The organism is Kitasatospora cheerisanensis KCTC 2395, assembly GCF_000696185.1.
In the GTDB taxonomy this organism is placed as follows: domain Bacteria; phylum Actinomycetota; class Actinomycetes; order Streptomycetales; family Streptomycetaceae; genus Kitasatospora; species Kitasatospora cheerisanensis.
The window spans coordinates 5,603,901-5,624,449 of record NZ_KK853997.1; the positions used below are offsets into that span (position 1 = coordinate 5,603,901).

At 69.6% G+C, this 20,549-nt stretch carries 12 protein-coding genes and 2 pseudogenes; 6 read left to right on the plus strand and 8 right to left on the minus strand.

All coding sequences use genetic code 11. The features are described from left to right. Positions 1 to 59: 59 nt before the first annotated feature. A complete protein-coding gene (locus KCH_RS25425) occupies positions 60 to 1,613 on the minus strand; it encodes an MFS transporter (protein WP_425268820.1) in 1,554 nt (517 codons plus the stop codon). Positions 1,614 to 1,749: 136 nt separating this feature from the next. Between KCH_RS25425 and KCH_RS25430 the strand changes: the two genes are divergently transcribed. The 3 genes from KCH_RS25430 to KCH_RS44910 all read left to right on the plus strand — a co-directional run bounded on the left by KCH_RS25430 (position 1,750) and on the right by KCH_RS44910 (position 4,060). Continuing rightward, positions 1,750 to 2,379, plus strand: a complete 630-nt coding sequence (locus tag KCH_RS25430) for a TetR/AcrR family transcriptional regulator (protein ID WP_167574116.1) — start codon at positions 1,750 to 1,752, stop codon at positions 2,377 to 2,379. A gap of 168 nt (positions 2,380 to 2,547) precedes the next feature. Next, complete coding sequence (locus KCH_RS25435; protein ID WP_035866799.1) at positions 2,548 to 3,231, plus strand: ribonuclease HII; 684 nt, start codon at positions 2,548 to 2,550, stop codon at positions 3,229 to 3,231. A 553-nt stretch (positions 3,232 to 3,784) separates the two neighbouring features. Continuing rightward, positions 3,785 to 4,060, plus strand: a complete 276-nt coding sequence (locus KCH_RS44910; RefSeq protein WP_244305432.1) for a hypothetical protein — start codon at positions 3,785 to 3,787, stop codon at positions 4,058 to 4,060. 472 nt (positions 4,061 to 4,532) lie between these two features. On the opposite strand, the pseudogene KCH_RS25450 reads toward KCH_RS44910, so the two are convergent. Both KCH_RS25450 and KCH_RS25455 read right to left on the minus strand, forming a co-directional pair. Further along, positions 4,533 to 5,099, minus strand: a pseudogene (locus KCH_RS25450) (hypothetical protein); the annotation flags it as partial. Positions 5,100 to 5,401: 302 nt separating this feature from the next. Further along, the gene (locus tag KCH_RS25455) at positions 5,402 to 7,597 is read right to left on the minus strand and encodes a RecQ family ATP-dependent DNA helicase (RefSeq protein WP_035866806.1); all 2,196 of its coding nucleotides are present in this window, start codon (positions 7,595 to 7,597) and stop codon (positions 5,402 to 5,404) included. A gap of 547 nt (positions 7,598 to 8,144) precedes the next feature. Here KCH_RS25455 and KCH_RS44915 point away from each other — a divergent pair. Together KCH_RS44915 and KCH_RS41650 are read left to right on the plus strand one after the other, a co-directional pair. Continuing rightward, the gene (locus KCH_RS44915; protein WP_035866807.1) at positions 8,145 to 9,707 is read left to right on the plus strand and encodes an AAA family ATPase; all 1,563 of its coding nucleotides are present in this window, start codon (positions 8,145 to 8,147) and stop codon (positions 9,705 to 9,707) included. Beyond that, entirely contained in the window at positions 9,707 to 10,594 is an 888-nt protein-coding gene (locus KCH_RS41650) for an HNH endonuclease (protein WP_157032191.1), read from the plus strand. Before KCH_RS44915 ends, KCH_RS41650 begins: the two co-directional genes overlap by 1 nt. A gap of 92 nt (positions 10,595 to 10,686) precedes the next feature. Here KCH_RS41650 and KCH_RS25465 read toward each other — a convergent pair whose 3' ends face one another. Genes KCH_RS25465 through KCH_RS25480 form a run of 4 tightly spaced genes read right to left on the minus strand, consistent with a single transcriptional unit; the run spans position 10,687 to position 16,566 of the window. Then, positions 10,687 to 11,127: a hypothetical protein gene (locus tag KCH_RS25465; protein ID WP_035866808.1), complete on the minus strand. Its 441-nt coding sequence runs from the start codon at positions 11,125 to 11,127 to the stop codon at positions 10,687 to 10,689. Beyond that, positions 11,124 to 13,343, minus strand: a complete 2,220-nt coding sequence (locus KCH_RS25470) for a hypothetical protein (RefSeq protein WP_035866810.1) — start codon at positions 13,341 to 13,343, stop codon at positions 11,124 to 11,126. The genes KCH_RS25465 and KCH_RS25470 overlap by 4 nt, the downstream gene beginning before the upstream one ends. Then, a complete protein-coding gene (locus KCH_RS25475; protein ID WP_035866813.1) occupies positions 13,340 to 15,073 on the minus strand; it encodes a hypothetical protein in 1,734 nt (577 codons plus the stop codon). The genes KCH_RS25470 and KCH_RS25475 overlap by 4 nt, the downstream gene beginning before the upstream one ends. Beyond that, entirely contained in the window at positions 15,070 to 16,566 is a 1,497-nt protein-coding gene (locus KCH_RS25480; protein WP_244305433.1) for a site-specific integrase, read from the minus strand. The genes KCH_RS25475 and KCH_RS25480 overlap by 4 nt, the downstream gene beginning before the upstream one ends. A 195-nt stretch (positions 16,567 to 16,761) precedes the next feature. On the opposite strand from KCH_RS25480, the pseudogene KCH_RS47340 reads away from it, so the two are divergent. Next, a pseudogene (locus tag KCH_RS47340) lies at positions 16,762 to 17,604 on the plus strand (DUF4192 domain-containing protein); the annotation flags it as partial. Between the two features lie 555 nt (positions 17,605 to 18,159). On the opposite strand, the gene KCH_RS25490 reads toward KCH_RS47340, so the two are convergent. Continuing rightward, positions 18,160 to 19,473, minus strand: coding sequence for an alpha/beta fold hydrolase (locus tag KCH_RS25490; protein ID WP_035866817.1), 1,314 nt, complete (start codon positions 19,471 to 19,473; stop codon positions 18,160 to 18,162). Between the last annotated feature and the right edge of the window lie 1,076 nt (positions 19,474 to 20,549).

Below are 20,549 nucleotides of genomic sequence, written 5' to 3' on the forward strand. Positions count from 1 at the left end.
CGCCCACGCCCCCGGCCCCCCGCCGTCGACGGCGGCGTCTCAGGCGAGTTGAGTGGCCGTCATATCGCCATTCCGGCTGGTGCCTCGGCGGGCAGGTCGGAGGCCTTCGCCTTGACCACGAACAGCGCGGACAGCAGGGCGACCGCGGCGAACGCCACGCCCACCACGAAGGCGTGCGAGACGGCGTACGCCAGCACCTCGTTGGCCCAGGTGGTGCCGGGCGGGAAGGCCTGGTGCTGCTGGGCGTACTGCAGGTCGGCCGGGGCGGCGTGGGCGAGGAAGTCCGGCTGCTGGCGGGCGCCCTCGGAGGCCGCGGCCTTGGCGAAGACCGTGGTGAGGATCGACAGGCCGACCGAACCACCGATCTGCTGCACCGAGTTGAGCAGGCCCGAGGCGGCGCCCGTCTCGTGGGCCGGGACCCCGGAGACCGCCATCAGCATCACCGGGACGAATATCAGGCCCATGCCGAAGCCGAAGGTGACCGTCGGGCCGAGCACGCCCAAGGTGTAGCTGCTGTCCACGTCCGTCCGGGTCAGCCAGCTCAGGCCGACCGTCACCAGGACGCTGCCGGTGACCAGGAACGGCTTGGGGCCGAGCTTCGCCTGGAAGGCCGAGGCGAGCTGCGCGGCGATGATGATCGCGACGCTGATCGGCAGGAAGGCGAAGCCCGCCTTGAGTGCGCTGTACCCGAGCACGCGCTGCACGAAGAGCGTGACGTAGAAGAAGATGCCGAACATGGCGGCGGCCAGGCAGAGCATCATGATCAGCCCGCCGGCGCGGTTGCGGCTCCGCAGCAGCCGCAGCGGGGTGATCGGTTGGGCGGTGCGCTGCTCGATCACCACGAACGCCACCAGCAGAGCGGCGCCGACGGCGAACGAGGCGATCGTCACGCCGTTGCCCCAGCCGGCCGCCGGATCCGCGGCGTGGATGAACCCGTACACCAGGCTGACCAGGCCGAGGGTGGAGGTGAGCGCGCCGGGCAGGTCGAAGGTGCCCGGGTGCCGCTCGGACTCGTTGATGTAGCGCGGTGCGGCGATGGCGATCAGCGCGGCGATCGGCACGTTCACGAAGAACACCCAGCGCCAGTTCATGTACTCGGTGAGCACACCGCCGGCCAGCAGGCCTATCGCCGCGCCCGAGCCGGCGACCGCCGAGAAGACACCGAAGGCCCGGTTCCGCTCCGGCCCCTCCTTGAAGTTGGTGGCGATCAGCGCGAACGCCGTCGGCGAACAGATCGCACCGCCGATGCCCTGCAGCGCGCGGGCCGCGAGCAGCATCCCGCCGTTCTGTGCGAAGCCGCCGAGCAGCGAGGCCAGACCGAACAGCAGCACGCCCACGACGAACACGCGGCGGCGGCCGAGGATGTCGCCGGCCCGCCCGCCGAGCAGTAGCAGGCCGCCGAACGTCAGCGTGTAGGCGTTGATCACCCACGACAGGTTGGTGGTGGAGAACTTCAACGCGTCCTGGATGTGCGGAAGCGCGATGTTCACGATGGTCGCGTCGAGGACGACCATGAGTTGCGTGGCCGCGATGACCGTGAGCGTGATGCCCTTGCGCTGGTCGCGACCGGCCCCCGGCGGAGCCGACTTGCTGAGCATGTCGGAGATAGCCACTGTTGTGCCCCCTGCTGGCTACTGCTATCGGTTGCTGTTCGGTAAAGTGCTCGGCGAGGTGGATAGTGAACGGTCCCGTTCACTGCGGGGGACATTAGTCGGCACCGATAGTGAACGCAACCGTCTTTTAGGGTGGATGACGATGGATCAGCCGGACCGGCCGCAGCCGGCCGACGGCCCTGCCGAGGGAACCCCGCTGCGCAGGCGCGGCAAGGCACTTGAGGCCGCGATCTTCGAGGCCGCGCTCGACCAGCTGACCTCCGGCGGGTTCGCCCGCATGACCATGGAGGGCGTGGCCGGAGCCGCGCAGACCGGGAAGGCCGCGCTCTACCGGCGCTGGGCGTCCAAGGCGGACCTGGTGATGGACGCCCTGGTCGCCGCCATGCCGCCGCCCGCGGACTTCCCCGACCTCGGCTCCGCGGAGGCCGAACTGCGGCAGGTCGTGCACGGCTACATCGAGGTGCTCAACTCCCGGATCGGCGCGGCAGTCCGGACCCTGATGGGCGAACTCGACCACGAGCGCGCCGAACTCTTCAAGGGATTCCTGCACGAACGGGTGATAGAGCCGACCACCGAGGGCATCCTCGGCATCCTGCGGCGCGGCGAGGCCCGCGGCGACGTCCGCCGCGGCGCCGCGGTGCCGATGGTGGCCGACGTACTGCCCGCGATGCTGCTGTACCGGGCCCGGGTCTGCGTCGGGATGATCGAGGAGGACTTCTGCGAGGAGCTGCTCGGCCGGGTCCTGCTGCCGATGATCAGACCGTAGCGCGGGGGTCCGGCGACGCCCCGGGTGGGTCGTGGGCGGTTCCGGTGCCGCATGCCGGCCGGTGCTGCACGCCGGCCGGGGCTGTCCGGGCGGCGGCGTAGGCTGAATGGTGCCGGGAACGCCCTCGTCGCGGGCCCGGCTGCCGCCCTGCCAGTGAAGGAACCGTCGATGCCGTACGACCCCCCGACCCACTCGGTCGAGCGCTCCCTGCGCCGGGCCGGAGCCCGCCTGGTGGTCGGGCTGGACGAGGTGGGGCGCGGGGCCTGGGCCGGACCGGTCATGGTCGGCGCCGCCGTCACCGGGCTGCGCCGCCCGCCGGAGGGGCTCACCGACTCCAAGCTGCTCACCGAGCGGCGCCGGGAGGCGCTCGTCCCGATCCTGGAGGACTGGGTGACCGCCTACGCGCTCGGCGCCGCCTCGCCGCAGGAGTGCGACGAGCTCGGCATGACGGCCGCGCTCCGGCTGGCCGCCGTCCGCGCGCTGGAGGCGCTGCCGGTGGAGCCCGACGCGGTGATCCTGGACGGCAAGCACGACTACCTGGGCGGCCCGTGGCGGGTCCGCACGGTGATCAAGGGCGACCAGTCCTGCGTGTGCGTCTCTGCCGCCTCGGTGCTGGCCAAGGTCCGTCGGGACGCGCTGATGGCCGAACTCGGCCTGGACCACCCGGCGTTCGCCTTCGAGGAGAACGCCGGCTACCCCTCGCCGACCCACCGCGCCGCGCTCGAGGAGCTCGGGCCCACCGAACACCACCGGCTGTCCTGGGCGTTCATGGACGCCCTGCCTCGCTGGAGCCACCTCAAGCGGCAGCGGACCCCGATCGACACCGGCGAACAGCTCTCGCTCGGCTTCTGAGCGCCCCGCCCGCGCGGCGCACCCTCCGGAGCACGCTCGTTCCCGCCGCACCTGCGGAACGCCTCCGGGCTCGCCATTTCCGAGGATCCTGACGGTTCGTCAGCATTCATCCACCCGTCACCCGGACGTTGTCGTGCGCCCGCACACGGAGCGCGAGACTTCCAAGTGGTGGGGTGCCCGTGCGCATCCGACCGGCATTTGATAGGAATCCGGGTATGCCTGTCTTCCCCGAGGAGCCGGAGATTCACGAGACGATCCCGGGCCCCGGTGTTCCCCCTTCCCACAAGTCGGACGCACCTGCCCCCCGTATGCCTTCCTCCACCGCCGTCGCCGCTCCGGTCCCGGGCCCCGCCCCGGCCCGCCGCGCCCCACGCCGCCCCGTGCGGACCGCCCGGTCCCCGGCCCGCGGCCCGCACCCCGACCCAAGGCCGGCCCCACGCCGCGCCCCGGCCGGCCGACCGTTCAACTCCTGCCCGTCGCCGCCGCCGAGGCGCTCGACCGCGCCGACGACACCGTCGACGCACTGCTGGAGTCCGGCCGCCGCCCCGGCGACGTGCTGGTCCTGACGGTCGGCGCCGCGCACCCCTGGCAGGACCACGAGCTGAGCTTCGGCGAGGAGAGCTACTGGGCTCAACTCGCCGACGGTGGCGACGTGTTCTACGCCGACGCCGCCACGACCCGGACGCTGCGCCGCGACGTGGTGGTGCTGGTGGTCAACGACAACCACTCGGAGCGGGTGGCCGCTGCGGCGCGCAAGGCGCTGGAGCGGGCTGCGAAGCTGCTGGTGGTCTGCGGCGAGACGGACACCGTCGCCCCGCTGTTCGCCTGACCGACCGTCGGCCATTCGTACTGGCCCGGCCCGGCCCGGCTCCGCCTGCGGGCGGGGCCGGGGCGTTGTCATGTCGTCGTACCGCGTCCCGGTGCGCCGTTGTGGCGTCGGGACGTTCCGACGTTGGGACGTTCCGACGTTGGGACTGCCGGATGTTGGGACCGCCAGGCGTTGGGACTGCCGGCCGTCGGGTCGGTGGTAGCCGGTTCGGTGGTCGGCGGTCGGTGACCGTTGCTTCGGTGGTCGTTGGTCGCCGGGGTGTCGGGTCGTTGGCGCAGGACGGTCCGGCGAGTGGGCGTCGTGGACGGACGGCCGCTCAGCGGGTACCGGTTCGGCGGATCGTCCGGCTGTCGCGAGTGGGCTCCAGGGCTCGGATCGCGTCCAGCGAGGTGACCGGGGCGATCTGCGGTTCGGCCGGTGCCGGTGTCGATGCCGCTGGTGCCGCTGGCGTCGGCGTCGCCGAGCGCTCGGTCCCGGTGTCGGGTGGGACGCGCGGTGGCAGTTCGGTGACGGTGTGGACCGGCCCGAGCGCCCAGGACCCGGAGTGCGGGTTGCGGCCGCGCCGACCGTCGCCGAGCGACTGCCAGCCAGCCGGGGTGAGCGTCAGGTACGAGCCGCAGCGCAGTCCGTGCAGTTCGGCGGCGGCGCGCAGGGCCCACATCCACGCCCCGTCCTGCTCGGTCCAGTCCGGCCCGCCGTCGCGGCAGCGCAGCAGGACGGCGGTCCGGTTCGGGGATATCCGCTTGAGGTCGTGCGGGGTCACTCGACGAAGGTGGCCGAGCAGGGCGTTGCGATGGTCCCAGCCGTCGCTGAACTGCGGGCGGACACCGAACGAGGCCGAGGCCGTCATCCGGTGTTCGGGGTCGAGCACCGCGACCACGGTCGTGCCGGGCTGCGGAAGATGCCGCCGGTGGAGCTCGGTGACGAACTCCCGGGGTGCACGGAGGAGCGGCACGCTGAGCTGCTGCCACTCCGGCAGCGTGAGCGTCCGACGGCTGTCGTAGTGGGAAGGACCTCGGTCGATGCCATTGATCACGATCCTCCTTCCCGTGCCCGCGCTCCCAGAGTCGCGCGGGCGTACGCCGAAGGCCGGGTCCTGAGGACCGGGCGCTGGATACCTTCCAATTCTCGGGCGACACCGGGCCAAGCGGCAATGATGAAATGACAAGCGCCGCTCGCGAGCCGCCTATTTGCCGGGTATGTCCCAGCTCTGCCACAGGGCCGTTCGGCTGACTGCGGCGTGAGCGGTGCGTGAACGGGCAGAGGCTCTCCGGTGTACGGAGCCTGGCGTCCGGTTGCGTCGAAGCGCCGGGCTCCTCGATCGATTCGGTCCGATCCACCTCACCCCCGTACGGCCAGTACGAGGGGCAGCACCGCGGTGGCACCGGCCTGCCGGAGCAGCCGCGCCGCGACCGTCAGAGTCCAGCCCGAATCCACCAGGTCGTCGACCAGCAGGACCGGGCCGGGAGCCGCGGCCAGCGTGTCGGCCAGGCCCGGGGAGAGCGTCAACGCCCCGGCGACCGAACGCAGCCGCTGCGCGCTGTTGCTGCGGGGGCCGTGCGGGGGCTCGCCGGTGGCGTACTCGACCCGGCCGAGCAGGGGCATCCGGCCGATCGAGGCGAGGCCCCCGGCGAAGTCGGACAGCAGCTGTGGTCGGGTGGAGGAATCCAGCGAGACCACGCCGACCGGTCGCTCCAGCCGGGTGCCGTCCGGCCCTTCGGGGCCGGCCCAGCCGCCGGGGCCGCGCGCCCAGTCCGCGACCACGCCGACCACGGCGTCCAGCACCTCGCGCGGCAGCGGGCCGTCCGGGGTGCGCTCGTCGAGCAGCGAGCGCAGCCGGGTGCCCCAGCCGATGTCGGAGAGCCTGCCCAGGGCGCGCCCCGGCTCGGACTGCTGGTCGGCGGGGATGCGGCCGCGCAGTGGGATGCCGAGCGACTCCATGCCGGTCGGCCACATCCGCCTGGTCTCGAAGGAGACGCCGGGGCGGCCGAGGGCGGCCCGGGCCGCGCCGGCGGCCTCGGCCGACACCTCGGCGGACAGCCGGACGTCGGTGCACCGGTCGCACCGCCCGCACGGCACGGCCTCCGGGTCGTCGAGCTGGCGGCGCAGGAACTCCATCCGGCAGCCCTCGGTGGCCACGTACTCCCGCATCGCCTGCTGCTCGGCCTGCCGGGCCCGGGCGACCTTGGCGTACCGCTCGCTGTCGTACTGCCACGGCTCGCCGGTGGACTCCCAACCGCCGCGCACCCGGCGGACCGCGCCGTCCACGTCGAGTACCTTGAGCATGGTTTCCAGCCGGGTGCGGCGGAGGTCGACCGAGGTCTCCAGCGCCGCGGTGGAGAGCGGGCGGCCCGCCTGGGACAGCGCGTCCAGCGTGCGCCGGACCTGCTCCTCGGCGGGGAAGCCGACCGAGGCGAAGTACCGCCAGATCGCCTCGTCCTCCTTGCCGGGGAGCAGCAGGACCTCCGCGCGGTCGACGCCGCGGCCGGCGCGGCCGACCTGCTGGTAGTAGGCGATCGGGGAACTCGGCGAACCGAGGTGCACCACGAAGCCGAGATCCGGCTTGTCGAAGCCCATGCCGAGCGCGGAGGTGGCGACCAGGGCCTTGACCTGGTTGGCCAGCAGGGCCGCTTCGGCCTCGCGGCGCTCGGCGTCCTCCGTCCGCCCGGAGTAGGAAGCGACCGGGTAGCCGCGCTCGCGCAGGAACTCGGTGACCTCCTCCGCGGCGGCCACCGTGAGGGTGTAGATGATGCCGGAGCCCGGGAGGTCGGCCAGGTGGTCCGCGAGCCAGGCCAGCCGCTGCGCCGGATCGGGCAGCGACAGCACCGCCAGGCTGAGGCTCTCCCGGTCCAGCGGACCGCGCAGCACCAGGGCCTGCGCGTCCCCGGCGCCGGTGCCGAGCTGCTCCGCGACGTCCGCGGTGACCCGGGCGTTCGCGGTCGCCGTGGTCGCCAGCACCGGGACGCCGGGGGAGAGCTCGGCGAGCATGGTGCGCAGCCGCCGGTAGTCGGGCCGGAAGTCGTGGCCCCAGTCGGAGATGCAGTGCGCCTCGTCGACCACCAGCAGGCCGGTGGAAGCGGCAAGCTTGGGCAGCACGTGGTCGCGGAAGTCGGGGTTGTTGAGGCGTTCCGGGCTGACCAGCAGGACGTCGACCTTGCCGTCGGCGACCTCCTGCTGGATGTCCGCCCACTCCTCCGGGTTGGCCGAGTTGATCGTCCGGGCCCGGATGCCCGCCCGGGCGGCCGAGTCGACCTGGTTGCGCATGAGGGCGAGCAGCGGCGAGACGATCACGGTCGGGCCGGCGCCGCGCTCGCGGAGCAGCGCCGTGGCGATGAAGTAGACGGCGGACTTGCCCCAGCCCGTGCGCTGCACCACCAGGGCGCGGCGGCTGTCGACGACCAGGGCTTCGATGGCCTTCCACTGGTCCTCGCGCAGTGTCGCGGAGGGCCCGGCGAGGTTGCGCAGCACGGATTCCGCAGCGGCCCGGACGGCGGCGCGGTCGGCTGGGGTGGTCGGGTGGAGTTCGCGCGTCTGCATGAGGTCATGGATACCGTGCTCCACGGACGGACCGCGAATGCCAGGCTGTGGACAACCTGGCGTTCATCAGCTGAGATGCCGTCAGATCGCCCTGTTCGGGCAGAAATTGTCCGCCATTAGGGGTAGCTGATGCTGAACCCCCCGGTTTATCCACAGGGCAGCCGAAATATCCGAAGTTGCGGCGGCAACGGGTCCAGGCTGTGCGCCATGACCGCAGACGACCGCACCACCAAGCCCTCCCTGCGCCCCGGCCACCTCCCGGTCCGGCTGCGCGGCCCCGCCGACATGGCGGAGATGCTCCCCTACCTGCTGGGCTTCTTCCCCGACGATTCCTTGTCAAGTCAGTGTGTTCAGGATGAGCGAGCTGCTGGGTGGCAGGGCAACGGCAAGCGGCCGCCAAGTCGGCAGATGCCGAGTGGAAGCGGAGCAACCCAATCCTCTTGTGGCTGAGGCAATCTGGGTTCGCAGCGATCTGGCCTAGCCGGCCTGCGGTGTGCTGGACTGACGACTGCGCATCAGCCATGCCAGCAGTGGAGCCTGGAGAGTCATGAAGTTTGAGGTTCTATCCCAGCGCCGTTTCCCATCGGAGTCGGGGCCTCGCCGCCTTTTCCTTGTGCCAGACGGCTGGAATGACTATGGCTTTGTTGCTACATACGACCTATGGTTTCGTGATGGGCAGGGGAATCTCAATGCTCTTGGTCAGGTGAAAATCGGTCGGCGTGGATTGACTACTAGTGAGCGCCCAATTCGGCCTGGGTCATTTCAAGAAATCGACCGAGAATGTTTCTCCCTAGGGCAAGATGACTCCTACTATGAGGAGATTCAGTCCCTAGGTGACACCGTCCGCGTTTCGATCCTCAAGGGCCTTCGTGATATTGCATTTGATCCCGAGATCTTTGAGATTGCAATCAACGAGCGCGTGACGCTCGACTCCCTGCTTCGGTCGGTCGCTCGGCCAACTGTAGAAAATCAGTTTCGGAGGATCGCTGGCGGCGGATCCAGATTGACGGACTACCGCTTTCGGTACACGCCGCCACTGCTGGAGGATTCAACCGAGGGGCACCCTAGCAAGTCTCTCGAATTTGAGGTCAAAGTTGGCGCAACTCCGCCGACTAACCTGCATGTGTTGATCGGCCGTAACGGGGCCGGCAAGACCACTATCTTGCAGAATATTGCATTCTCGCTGATTCATGCTCCGGGGCCGACTGCATGGGGAAGCACCGAGATGGTTAATTCGAGTGCTTCGACTTTTACTAACTGCATTACTGTCTCATTCAGTGCCTTTGATACGTTTGACTTGCCCCTTGATGCCGAGTCTGACGATGACTTCATTGGCCGTTCCTTCATTGGACTGCACTCCTTGGATGGCCAGGCGGCCGAACGTTCGCGGCATCTTGGCACACAGCTGTCAGAGGATTTTGGCCGTTGTATCGTCAGGATTGTCGAATCCGGCCGAGTGGCGCGCTGGCTGCGAGCTGTTCAGCTGCTGCGAAGCGACCCTCATTTCGAGCGAATTCAAGCATCCTCTCTTCTTGAGCCATGGATTGATCAGGGTGGCGAGTATGCCGACAATGAGGAATTGGAAAGTCTCCGCGAGGAATCTGTTGCCCTCTTTGGTGATTTGAGCGCAGGCCACAAGATCGTTTTGCTCACTCTGAGTCGACTCATTGAGACCGTGGCAGAGGGTTCTATTGTTCTGCTCGACGAGCCAGAGACGCATCTCCATCCACCACTCCTGGCAGCCTTCATTCGTGCTTTGTCCGATCTGCTGATCAATCGCAATGGCGTTGCGGTCATTGCGACACACTCGCCGGTCGTATTGCAAGAGGTGCCCAAGCTCTGTGTCTGGAAAATCACTGGCTGGGATGACTTCAGGGCCCCCGAACGGCCCACTATCGAGACGTTCGGCGAGAACGTGGGAATCTTGACGCACGAAGTATTCGGCTTGGAGGTAATGGAATCAGGGTTCCACCACGAGCTGCGGAAGGCTGTCGCGCGGCTCGGTAGCTACAGGGCAGTAGTCGATCACTTTGACGGGCAGCTGGGAAGCGAAGCTAAGGGCCTTGTCCGTGTGCTTCTGGCCACGACATCGCGTGAGGGGCGGCCCTGATGTGGCCCCTTGATCCTCCTTCCGTTACGGCCGATGAAAGCTATCTGGCATGTTCGAGAAGCATTCAAGATAGGCGTGAAAAGCCTGGAAAGCCGGCGAGGCCGTATCGGAGACTGCTGGCAGCTGCTGCGCCGGACATTAGTGCGGCCTCGCAGAGATTCGAAAAGGCAGCCGCTGAAGGTTCCCTGCTCGGTCTCAAGGCGGAGGATTTCAGGGTTCCTGGATTCGGTGACGACGAGGCCCACAGGGTCATCTATGCCCGAGGCATGGTTAAAAACAAGGCTGGGCGCCAAATCTACGACGCACTGATGGCTGCCCCAGCTCACGAGCGCTGCCCATTTTGCGGGCACGGGATTGTTCGAGAGCTGGATCACCACTTGCCAAAGTCGAGCTATCCGGCGCTGTGTGTGACCCCCCTAAATCTGGTCCCAGCCTGCAAGGACTGCAATGATCTTAAGGGAAGCTTCGTGCCGAACTCTCCGGAGTCGGTACTAATTCATCCCTACTATGACCGTATCGACGATGACCCATGGCTAAGTGCCAAAGTAGTGCATACGGCAGAACCCACACTCGACTTCTTTGTCGATCCGCCGGATACGTGGGATCAGATTACTGTCAGCCGGGTGAAGCACCACTTTGATCTGTTTGAGCTGGGGCGGACTTTCGGAACTCAGGCGAACAGGTTGGTCAGCAATATCCAGTATGGGGTTGAGAAACTCCTGCGTGCCGTGGGCTCGGATGCTGTGCGTGAATATCTTCAGGAGGAAGCCGAAACTCGCTTCAAGTCGCAGCTCAACGGCTGGGAGGGCGTAACTTTCTTGACTCTCTCTGAGGACGATTGGTTCTGCGAGGGGAATTTCATAGGAAATTCAGGGTCAACTGGATGAAGAAACCAGTTGGTCGCCCGAGAGTACGGTCAAGGAAGTTTGTGGGCAGAGCTATGACAGTAGTCGATTTTGGTTTTTGCGGCGAGTGTGACCTATTGACTGTCGATCTTCGATTGAGTCCGCCTTAGGGGGATCACATTTCCCATTGTCTGATCATCCTTGGATCCTGCTGCCATCTTGGCTTTCGAGATGAGGACTGCTGCAGCTAGGACCGTCTGGTCCGCGACCCACTGGGCTTCTTCTGCGGCCACCCTGGCGTCTTTAAGGGATTGCCGGAGCGCGGCGTTTTCCCTGCGGAGCCGCTTTTCGCTTTCCGGCATTTGCCGGGTCTCTGTGCGGACGCGTTCGTTGAAGAGTTCGCGGAGATCTGCGTGGCGCTTGTAGAGGGCCATGCGGTGGACATCAGCTTCGACGGCCAGGCCCTCGACGGTGAGGCTGCCGCTGGAGCGGGTCGGGGCGCCGGCCAACAGGCGGTCGATGGCTTCCTTGATCCGTTCGCGTTCGGCGGCGTGGGCGGTCTGGTCGGGGTTCATCCGAGGATCTCCTGGGCGGTTCGTGCGGTGGCGTCGTGGGTGTCGGCAACGCCGCGCCACTTCGCGGCGGCGGCGTGCAGGGCCTTGGCCATCGGCCCGGGGACGTACGCGGCGCGTTGTTCGAGGCGGTCGGCGTGGGCTCGGGCAGCCTGGGCGTGAGCGTCGGTGCGGACCGCGTTGCCGCAGCCGGTCTGGCAGGCGAACGGCAGCGGGGCGATGGCGCCCGCGTCCGGCCCGCACAACGCGTTGTCCTCTTTGAACGCGCAGATCAGGAAGCTGTCGGGGTTGTCGTAGAGCAGGTGGCCGCGCATCTGGTTCAGCTGCCGGGTGGCGCGGGCGGTCAGCAGAGCGCCTTCGAAGCGCGGGGTGTCGGCGGCGTCGATCAGGGCCCGGCCGGCGGCCGGGCCGGAGATCCGCTCGCCGGCGGCCGCGGCGTCGCGCAGGTTCGCGGCCGTGTCCGCGGTGGCCAGGACCGTCTCCACGTCCAGGACACTGTGCATGCCGCGCCGTCCCCGGGCGCCGTAGCCAGCGGAGGTGCGGGCGTCGAGGAAGGCCCGCATGTGCCCGTACTGGATCGCCAGGGCCACCAGGCCGCCCGGGCGCCGGGCGACGTGCCAGGCAAGCGTGCGCCGCCAGCGGCTGGGGCTGATCGGCCCGTGCGGGTCGGCGGGGACCGTCTGGCCCGGCAGGCCCTGGCCGGCGGCCTCCTGGTTGATCCAGGCCACGAGGTCCTTGATCCGCTCGGCGAGCGCCGACAGGGTCAGGCTGCCGGGGTTCGTGCGCCGCCGAGTGTCGTGGTGGGTGGAGCTAAGCAGGAGCTCGCCAGGAGGAACCATGCGTTCAAGGACGCGGATGGCGTTGACCACCGGGGTGATCGCCACCCAGGGGACGGTGCGGATCTCGCCCTTGCTGATGTGGTTTCCGTCGTCGCCCCTGACGGACTTGTAGTGCCGGCCGGTGATCAGATGGGGTTCCTCGGCGTCCACGTCAGCCTCGCCGGTGTCCGGGTTCTCGGCGTCCGTGGGGTTGCTGACCTCGCTGTTGATGAGGTGGCGGTTGGCGCCGTCGGAGCCCGGGGAGGGGTCGGGGCAGCACCCGGAGCGCAACGCTTGCACCTCCTGGGGGCGCATGCCCGTCAGATACATGATGATCACGGCGGCGGCTGTGCCCAGATGGCGCCACAGGTCTTCGGCCTCGCCGAAGTCGATACGGGTCCGCCAGGGCCGCCCCTCGATGAGACCGGTGACCGGCGTGGTCAGCGGGCATGGGCCGGGCCGCTGGGCTGCGACGCTGACCAGGTCGTACCTGATGAAGGCCCAGTGGACCTGCTTGAGGCTGGCGCCGGTGAGGTCGGCGATGTAGAGGCGAGCCGCACCGGTCTGACCGCGGGTCGTGGCGGTTGGCAGCGGGGCGGCATCGGCCAGCAGTTTCTGCACGTAGGTGTGGAGGGCGGCGTGGCCTTCGGGGGTGGCGGGGTTCGAGTGTGCCCGGCTGGCTATGCGGGTGCGTTCGTCCCAGGCGGCGAGGATGTCGTCGGCGAGGTCCTCGACGAGGCGGATCGCCCACACCAGCAGCGGGCCGACCACACTCGGGGCCAGCGGTTCGGTGGTGTTCTCCCGGCCGCCTTCCTGTTTCTCCTCGGGCAGGTAGTCGTCGACGCCTTCGATGTCCCACGGCGGCCGGAGGATTCCTGTGGGCAGTGCGGTGAGCTGGTCGAACTCCCACAGTTCCGACAGGAGGGAGAGGTAGTTCTCCATCGTGCGGCGGCTGACTCCCCTCGACCGGAGGGTGTCGGTGAAGGGCCGCCAGTGCACGCCGGTGACGTCGGCGAGCGTGTGCACCCCTTGCCGGTGCAGCCAGCGGGCCCAGGTCATCCACATCCAGATCCGCGCGCTCGCGTTGCTGTAGGTGGAGAGAGTGCCCCGTTTACCCGCCTGCTGGACCATGGTCGGGCGGCGCTCGCCGTTCAGCATGGTCCATGCCAGGGTCGTCAACTCCTTCCGCAGCGGTGCGGGGCAGTTCTTCCAGTGGATCCGGGTGAGGACCTGTCCGGGCCGGTCAATGAGCGGCCCGAGCGACCAGATGTCATCGCGGACGCGGTTGTTGGCGTGGGTGTTGCCGGCGCTGATCCGGTGCGGCAGGACGACCAAGTCGTCGGGGAGCGGGGCGCGCAGGATGTACGGGTCGTCGGCGGGGACGAGATCGGGGCTGGTCACCGGTCCAGTTCTCCCTTCAGGAGGAGGTCGACGATCATGTGGTCGCGTTCGGTCGCGCGTTGGCCGGCGTGGTCGAAGGTGCTCTCACCGACCCGTTCTCGCAGGTTCTCCAGCCGGTGCATGAACTCCTCCCACCGGGTGGCCCAGTGGTGACCGGGCAAGACGCCCCGCAGGGAGAGCAGCTGCTGGTGCAGGACGGCCAGGCGGGAATGGTGGCCGGTGTGGACACGGGAGTTCTCGCAGCCCAGGCAGGCCAGGAAACCGGCTCCGCAGCCGCCGTCGGGCGCGGGCCAGGGGCTGGTCTTCTCATCCGCGCAGTCGGCGGAGACGGTCTCCTGGTGGGCGAAGTCCGGCTGGTTTGCGAGGTGCCCCTTGAAGGTGAGGTCGCGTGCCTGCTGAAGGGCCTCCAAGGCGCCGGCGGCGATGACCGTCCTGGACCGCTTCTGCACGCGCTGGTCCGGCAGGACGTAGACGCTCTCGTGCGTTCTCTGCTTGTGCTGAAGCGGCCGGCCGTCCTCGACGACCGTGGTGCGGCGAAGCGGTTGGAACGGTGATCTCGCCAGCCCGTGTCGCTTGCGCCACGCGTGCGCGCCGTAGTTGGTGATGCCGAAACCGATGGGGCCCACCGGCTGGGAGCGGTCGTGGTCGTTGTGGTTCCTGCCCAGGTGGGTCATTCGGTAGGTCATGAGCAGGTCGGTGCCGGGAGCGAGGCGGGTGACCAGGGCACGGGCGTGGGCGGTGGCCTCCAGTGCCTGTGTGATCAGGCGCCCGTCCGAGCCGGCCCCCGAGTCGGTGATGTTCTCGGTGTCCCACCAGCGTCCCTCCCTGGCGCGGTGCTTCTCGACCTGGACCTGGTAGGTGATCACGCCGCTCTCCCCGGCCGACGGCGTCCGCACCGGTACCGGCACGCGGTGGTACATCGACAGGTTCCAACCCCACTGATCGGTCATCAGCACCGCCAGCGCGATGATCTCGGACCGGGTCGGAAACAGCCGGCCCCACGTCCGCAGCGGATGGGCCCCGCCCAGCAACCGCCCGTTGGTCACTGTGGCCGCGCTGTTCGGCAAGACGGTGCGGGGCACATCGCCGGTGGCGGCGAGATGGTCCAGGACCCGGCCTATCTTCCAGTCGCGGCTGCCCTCGGCCAGTTCTCCGCGGCGATAGCGCTCCAGGTGGGCCGTGTTCTCGCGGATCCGCAGCAATCCGGCCCGGAATTCGGCGCGCGCGGCGTTCTTGAACTGCTCGTGCTCGTCATCCTCCAGTGACGTGCGGGTCGACGGCGCCCTGCGGACCGGCCGGGCCAGCACTTCGGCCACCGGTCCACCGGCCAGCCTCGGATCGCGCCCCAGCAAACGCCGAAGGTTCGCGAGGTCAATGCGGGTGCCGGCGGCCTGGAGGAAGTTCCGCCGCAGGAGATCGACCGTCGGTGCGGACAGCTCGTCCAGGTCCTGAGCCGGATGCTCCTGAGCTTCGAGGAACGTGGCGAACATGGTCAGCGAATTCCAGTAACTGTTCGCGCTGGCATGGGAGTTCCAGCCAGCGGACTGGCCAGCGTACACAGTCGCCAGGGACAGCTGCATCGGGCGCGGGACCTTGAGATCCGCGAAGTCGAACACCTTCCCCAGGCCCCGGTTGTTGACCACGGTGACCCGCAGGCCCGTCGGGTCAGTGCGGGGTGCGGCCTGGAAGTCCGCCGGCGGGGGTACCGCCTTGTGGCCGCGCGGGCTCATCCCTGCCCCTCCTCGTCGCCGGTCAGCTCGGCGTCACGGCCTGCGGACATCGGGTGGGGGTCCATCAGCGCGTCCAGGTCCTGGATGCCGGAGGTCTCCCGCGCCAACCGCGCGAACAGGCCCGTCACCCGCGACTCCGCATCCCCCGCCCCGGCAGTCACCTCGTCGTCCTCGTCGAACGCAAGGATCGACTCCAGCCGCATGTGCCGCACCGGTGAGAGGTAGTGGTCCTTCGTCGTCTCCACGTCCGAGTGGCCCAACAGCTCCGCGACTAGCCACCACGGATCACCGAACAGGTTGGCGAAGTCCCGCCGCTGATCAGGGGTCAGCCCGTACTTCCGCTCCACCAAGTCGTTCAGCACGATCAGCATGAACAAGGCGAAGGAGTGGCGGGTGCCGTGCGGGATCGCCCAGGGCACGCGGCTGCGGGCCTCGGCCGAGCGAAGATGCCGGGGCGTTTCCTGCTCTCGCGCGGTCAGCAGCTCTTTCTCGCACCGCAGGTTCGCCAGCCGGAACACGGTGTTCCAGCGGTCGGGCAGCATCGGCAGGCCCTCTTCGGTCAGCCACAGCCACAACGGCTCCGGTCCGTCCGGTCCCTCCGTGAACAGCCGTTGCCGGTCCCGCCAGTCCAGCCGGGCCAGTTCCGCCCGGCCCGCTGTGCCGTCCCTATCCCCCCACGTGACCTGCGGTCTCAGGCCGCGCGTCACGTCGTTGACCAACCAAATCCCCGGAAGGCTGTCGTAGCGGCCCTTGAGTTGAGCCTGCCGCACCGCCCAGGCCCGCTCCGTTTCCTGGTACGCGGTCACCTGCTGCAGCGCGTCCGCCCGGCCGTAGAACACCCGGCTCTTCTTCGAGCGGGTCAGCGCCCACGGGACCGTGCCATGCGAGTACAAGCCCCGCCGCAACCGCTGCGTCGGCAGTTCGAGCGTCAGCAGCCCACTAATCTCCTGCTTGCGCAACCCCGAACTCAGCCCGAGCTGCACGAATGCGGTGTTCCGCAGTTCGGTCCGCCCGTCCCAGCCTGGCCGCAGAGTTCCATCGGTCCGATACCCGCGAAGCCCCAGATTTATCCAGTGGCGCCACGTCCGCGGTGTCAGCCACCGCACGTTCCGATTTCGAGCGTTCGCCGCCCTGTCCTCACGCCGACCGGAATCCACGGGCAGCGGATGAACCTTTCCCCACTTGAACAGCTTCGTCAGGGCGGCGGTCTCACGGTTCCACTTCGCGCCACCGATCCGTGCCGGGTTCAACGGTGAATCACACCGCCACTCCCGGTATGCGGTTAGGTCAGCTTCGCTGGCCTGCCACCATGCCACACCCCGATCCCACAGCCAGTCCAGCAGCAAGCGGATATCCGTCGCGTAATCCCCACGAGTTGACCGTTCGAGACCCCGGAATGCCGGTGACAACACGAACTTCAGCAGATCGGGATCCACCTGGAAATCAGGACGAAGGAACACCGGATCACCCGGCCGCAAGCCAATCCGATCCACTGCCGACTTCAGATCCCGAACTCCTAATACTCCATCGCTGGGTATCGGCCCCCACACGTGCCAGTCCCTCACGAACACCACTTGCCACCCCGCCACGACACCCCTCCTTGAGCGCTGGAACACACCCAAGCATCAGGGAACTTCTACAGCATCGTCGCGGTGGGCCTGCAGGGCCCAGAACTCGACCAGGGCGGAGTGATCCGGATCGACATCCCGGCTGATCCGGCCTCGTGGGAGCGCACCGCCGAAGAAACCGCCAGGCTGCTGGTCGAGCTGTCCGAGCAGCGCGACCGCCGGCCCGTTCAAGTCCTGCTGTACCTCTGCCGTGATCCCGCCGACGGCACGCCCCTACCCGAAGGGGCACAGGCCGTGCTGGCGGAGCTGCGCCCGCTGGCGGCCGCGCTCACCCAGGCCTTCCAGGGCGAGCAGGTGATCGTCAAGGAGTCGCTGTGCGTCTCGGCGAGCCGCTGGTGGTCCTTCCTGTGCACCGGAGTCGACTGCTGTCCGCCGGACGGCACTCCGGTCCGCGCCGCCCACCAGCCCAGCCCGCTCGCCGCCGCGGCCACCTTCGCCGGCCTCGCCCCGCGAGGCAGCCGAAAGGCGATCGTGGCCGGCCTCGCCGCGGTGGGCCCGCCCCTGTCCGAGGTGCAGCGCCGCGCCCTGGAGGACGCCGGGCCGCCGTTCATCCGCGAGCTGGCCGGCCCCGGCGGCCGCCACGCGACGGTCGGGCGCACAGAAGAGTTGCTGGCCGAAGCGATGGCCGAGTTCCGTCGCGGCGCCCGCGAACTCGACACGGCGCGCACCGCCCGCCTGCTGGTCGGCCTGCAGGACAAGCTCGGCCGGGACCGCGCTGCCGAGTACGCCGAATCGCATGAACTCGCCGCCGCCCAGCGGCTGTGGCGCTACCTCATCCAACGCTGCGTCGACCCGTTCGAACACCTCGCCGCCCCGCCGATGACGTTGCTGGCCTGGACGTCCTGGCTGGCCGGTGACCCTGCCACGGCCCGGATCGTGCTGGCCAGAGCCCTGGAACTGGACCCGGACTACACGCTTGCCCAACTGCTCTACGAATCCCTGAACTCCGGCATCGCCCCGGAGGCGCTGCTCCGGGTGGTCCGGCGCGAACGCACCACCAGGCTGGGCGGGGCCGCACTCCCGGAGCGAACCGAACTCCCGCCGCCCGACCGGGCGGTGCAAATGGACCGGCCGACGGGAGCCGACCGGGCCGGAAGCCGGCTCCACCCGCCCACTGCGGCCCCGCCCGAGCCTCCGACGGGATGCCGCACCGGATCCGCGCAGACCGCCGGGCCGGACCGGAGCTGCTCCGAGCCCGGGTCGGGCACCACCGAGGCCGGCGGGCCGGCGGGGCCGGCGGGGCCACCGAGGCGGCCGAGGACGGCAGCCCAGGCTGCGGTCGCCAGGCAGTCCGGTCCGACGCTCCGTCAGTCTGCCTCCGCCGGCCAGGCGGTGAGCCCCGACCGCATCCGTGCCGGGCGGTCGGAAGCCCCGGACCCCGGGTCACGGCACCCCGACACCAGCAGTCGATCGGAGGCTGACATGCGAACGCTCAACCCCCGCACGCGCGGTGAGCGACTAGATCTCGCCGCGGGCCATCCGCATCAGCCGGTCCAGCACCCGGCGGCCGCTCACCCGCACCCCGTCGTGCTCCCACTCGTTGGTGATCCACGTCCGCAGGGCGGCCACCGAATCGGCGGTCTCCAGCGAATGCGCCGTGTCCACGTACATGTCGTCGTGGTACACCGCCGCGTACACCGGTACCTGGTTCGAAGCCAGGCGCTGCGTGTCGTACAGGTCGGGCCAGTCGGTGCGCTCGGCGAGCAGTTGCGCCGTCTCGCGCAGCGGCCGCAGCGACGGGTCGGTCTCGAACATCCAGGGGTAGATCATCTCGCCGGTGAACAGCACCGGCCCGTCCCCGGCCAGCGCCGCGGCCGCGTCGAACTCGGGAAACTCCTTGCGCACCCGCTCCGCGGACCAGTCGGTGGCCCCGGCGTCGACCGAGCGCTGCCCGTAGATCGACTCGTGCAGCACGGCGTACAGCGGCCCCATCGCGAAGGACAGGTGCGCCTGCGCCCCGGCCAGGAAGGTGTCGGAGAGCTCAGGCCCGTCCGGTCCCTCCACCCAGGCCTCCTCCAGCAGGTAGTGCAGGACGTAGGAGCCGGTGCCACTGCCGAGCATCATGCCGAGCGCCTGGAAGGCCTGGACGGTGAGCTCTCCGCCGTCCGGGAGGGCAGCGGGCCGTTCGATCAGGTGCGCCGCGATTCGCCGTACCGCCGCCACGTCCTGGGGGAAGCGCGCGTAGTGTCCGGCGTTCTTGCGGGCGACCCGGGGGTAGGCCGCGCGGTAGACCTCGTCGGCCGAGCGGCGCAGGCCCGCCAGTCCGCCGGTGACGAACGCCTCGCGCAGGCCCTCCGGCGCCAGCGAGAGGTAGGTGAGGGTGCAGAAGCCGCCGAAGCTCTGCCCGAGCAGGCTCCACTTGCCGTCCTCGCCGAGCAGCTGACGGCGGATCAGCTCGGCGTCGCGGACGATCGAGTCGGCACGGAAGTGCGCCAGGTAGTCGGCCTGCCGGCGGGCGTCGCCGCGCCGGGCCAGGGTCTGCCGGGTGGCCGGGGTGGAGCGGCCGGTGCCGCGCTGGTCCAGCAGCAGCACCCGGTGGTCGTCGAGCGCCCGGTCCAGCCAACCGTCCCGGCCCAGCGGCCGGTTGGCCTTGCCGCCCGGCCCGCCCTGCAGGTACAGCAGCCACGGCAGCTCGTCGTTCTCGCGTCCGGCGGCCACCACCTCGCGGGCGTAGACCTTGATCGCCTCGCCGCCCGGATCGCCGTGGTCCAGCGGCACCCGGAAGAAGTGGTCAGTGGTGACGATCCCGGGGATGCGGCTGAGGGAGGACATGCAACTCCTAGGTGCGAGCTGGTCACAGGCTGGTCGCGGCGCCGGACACCGAGGTCACCGGTGCGTCCGCCGTCGTGCTCGCACCGTATCCTGACGGCGGACAGGAGCCGCCGGGGGGCGTCCGCCACATGCGGAGAACCCCGAACGGCGCCACGACACAGCGGGCACCCCGAGTGCCGGTCGCAGGCCGCCGGAAGAACGGCTGCGCGCGGCCGCATCCGACCGGAGGCCCGCCGGACAGGCGTGACCTGGGGCAGGTGTGCTGCGTTCATCCAGGGGAGCGCCGCCACTCGAACCGGCATCGCCGGGCCGGTAGCGGCCAGAGCGACCGTGTCTGGCACCGGTCATGCGTCGTTCGACCCGGTGCGGCCGGGCCACGGGCGACGCGGGAGTCCGGGCCGGGCCGCCAACCCGGTTGGGGCGGCGGGCCGCAGGTCCGGTTCCGCCCTGGTCAGAGCCGCGTGTTCTGGCGGCAGAGCAGTACAGTCCGCGATCGAGCACGCTCGCGGTCGGCCGGGCCCCCAGCCGTCGGCCGGTCGAGGGGAGGAGAGCCCGGTGACCGATTCAAGGCCACCCCAAGCAGCGCCGCAGCCGCTGCAACCCGTCAACCCGCCCGTGCCGGGCGGCGCTCCGGCGCCCGCCGGAGCATCGGCTCCCCCGTTCCCCCACATCAGGCCGACTCGCTGAACCCCCGTCAGGCCACACCCCCGTACGGCACCCCCACCGGTCCGGCACTCGCCGTCCCCGCCTCGGGGACGCCCGGAGCGGGTCCGACGGTTCCCGGCCAGCCGACGCCCGGAACCCCCGCTTTCGGCCCGCCGCGTGCCGGCGCCCACCAGCCCGGGGTCCCCGTCGGCCCGCTGCCGTACACCACGCCCACTGCCGGCGCGCCGTACGCGCCGGGAGCGACCCCGCCGTTCGGCACGGTCACCACGCCCACGCCCTACGCACCCGGAGTCACCCCGCCGCACGGCACGCCCACCGCCGGCATGCCGCACGCGCCGGGGCCACGCCGCCGTTCGGCACGGTCACCACGCCCACGCCGTACGCTCCCGGGGCCACCCCGGCGTACGGCA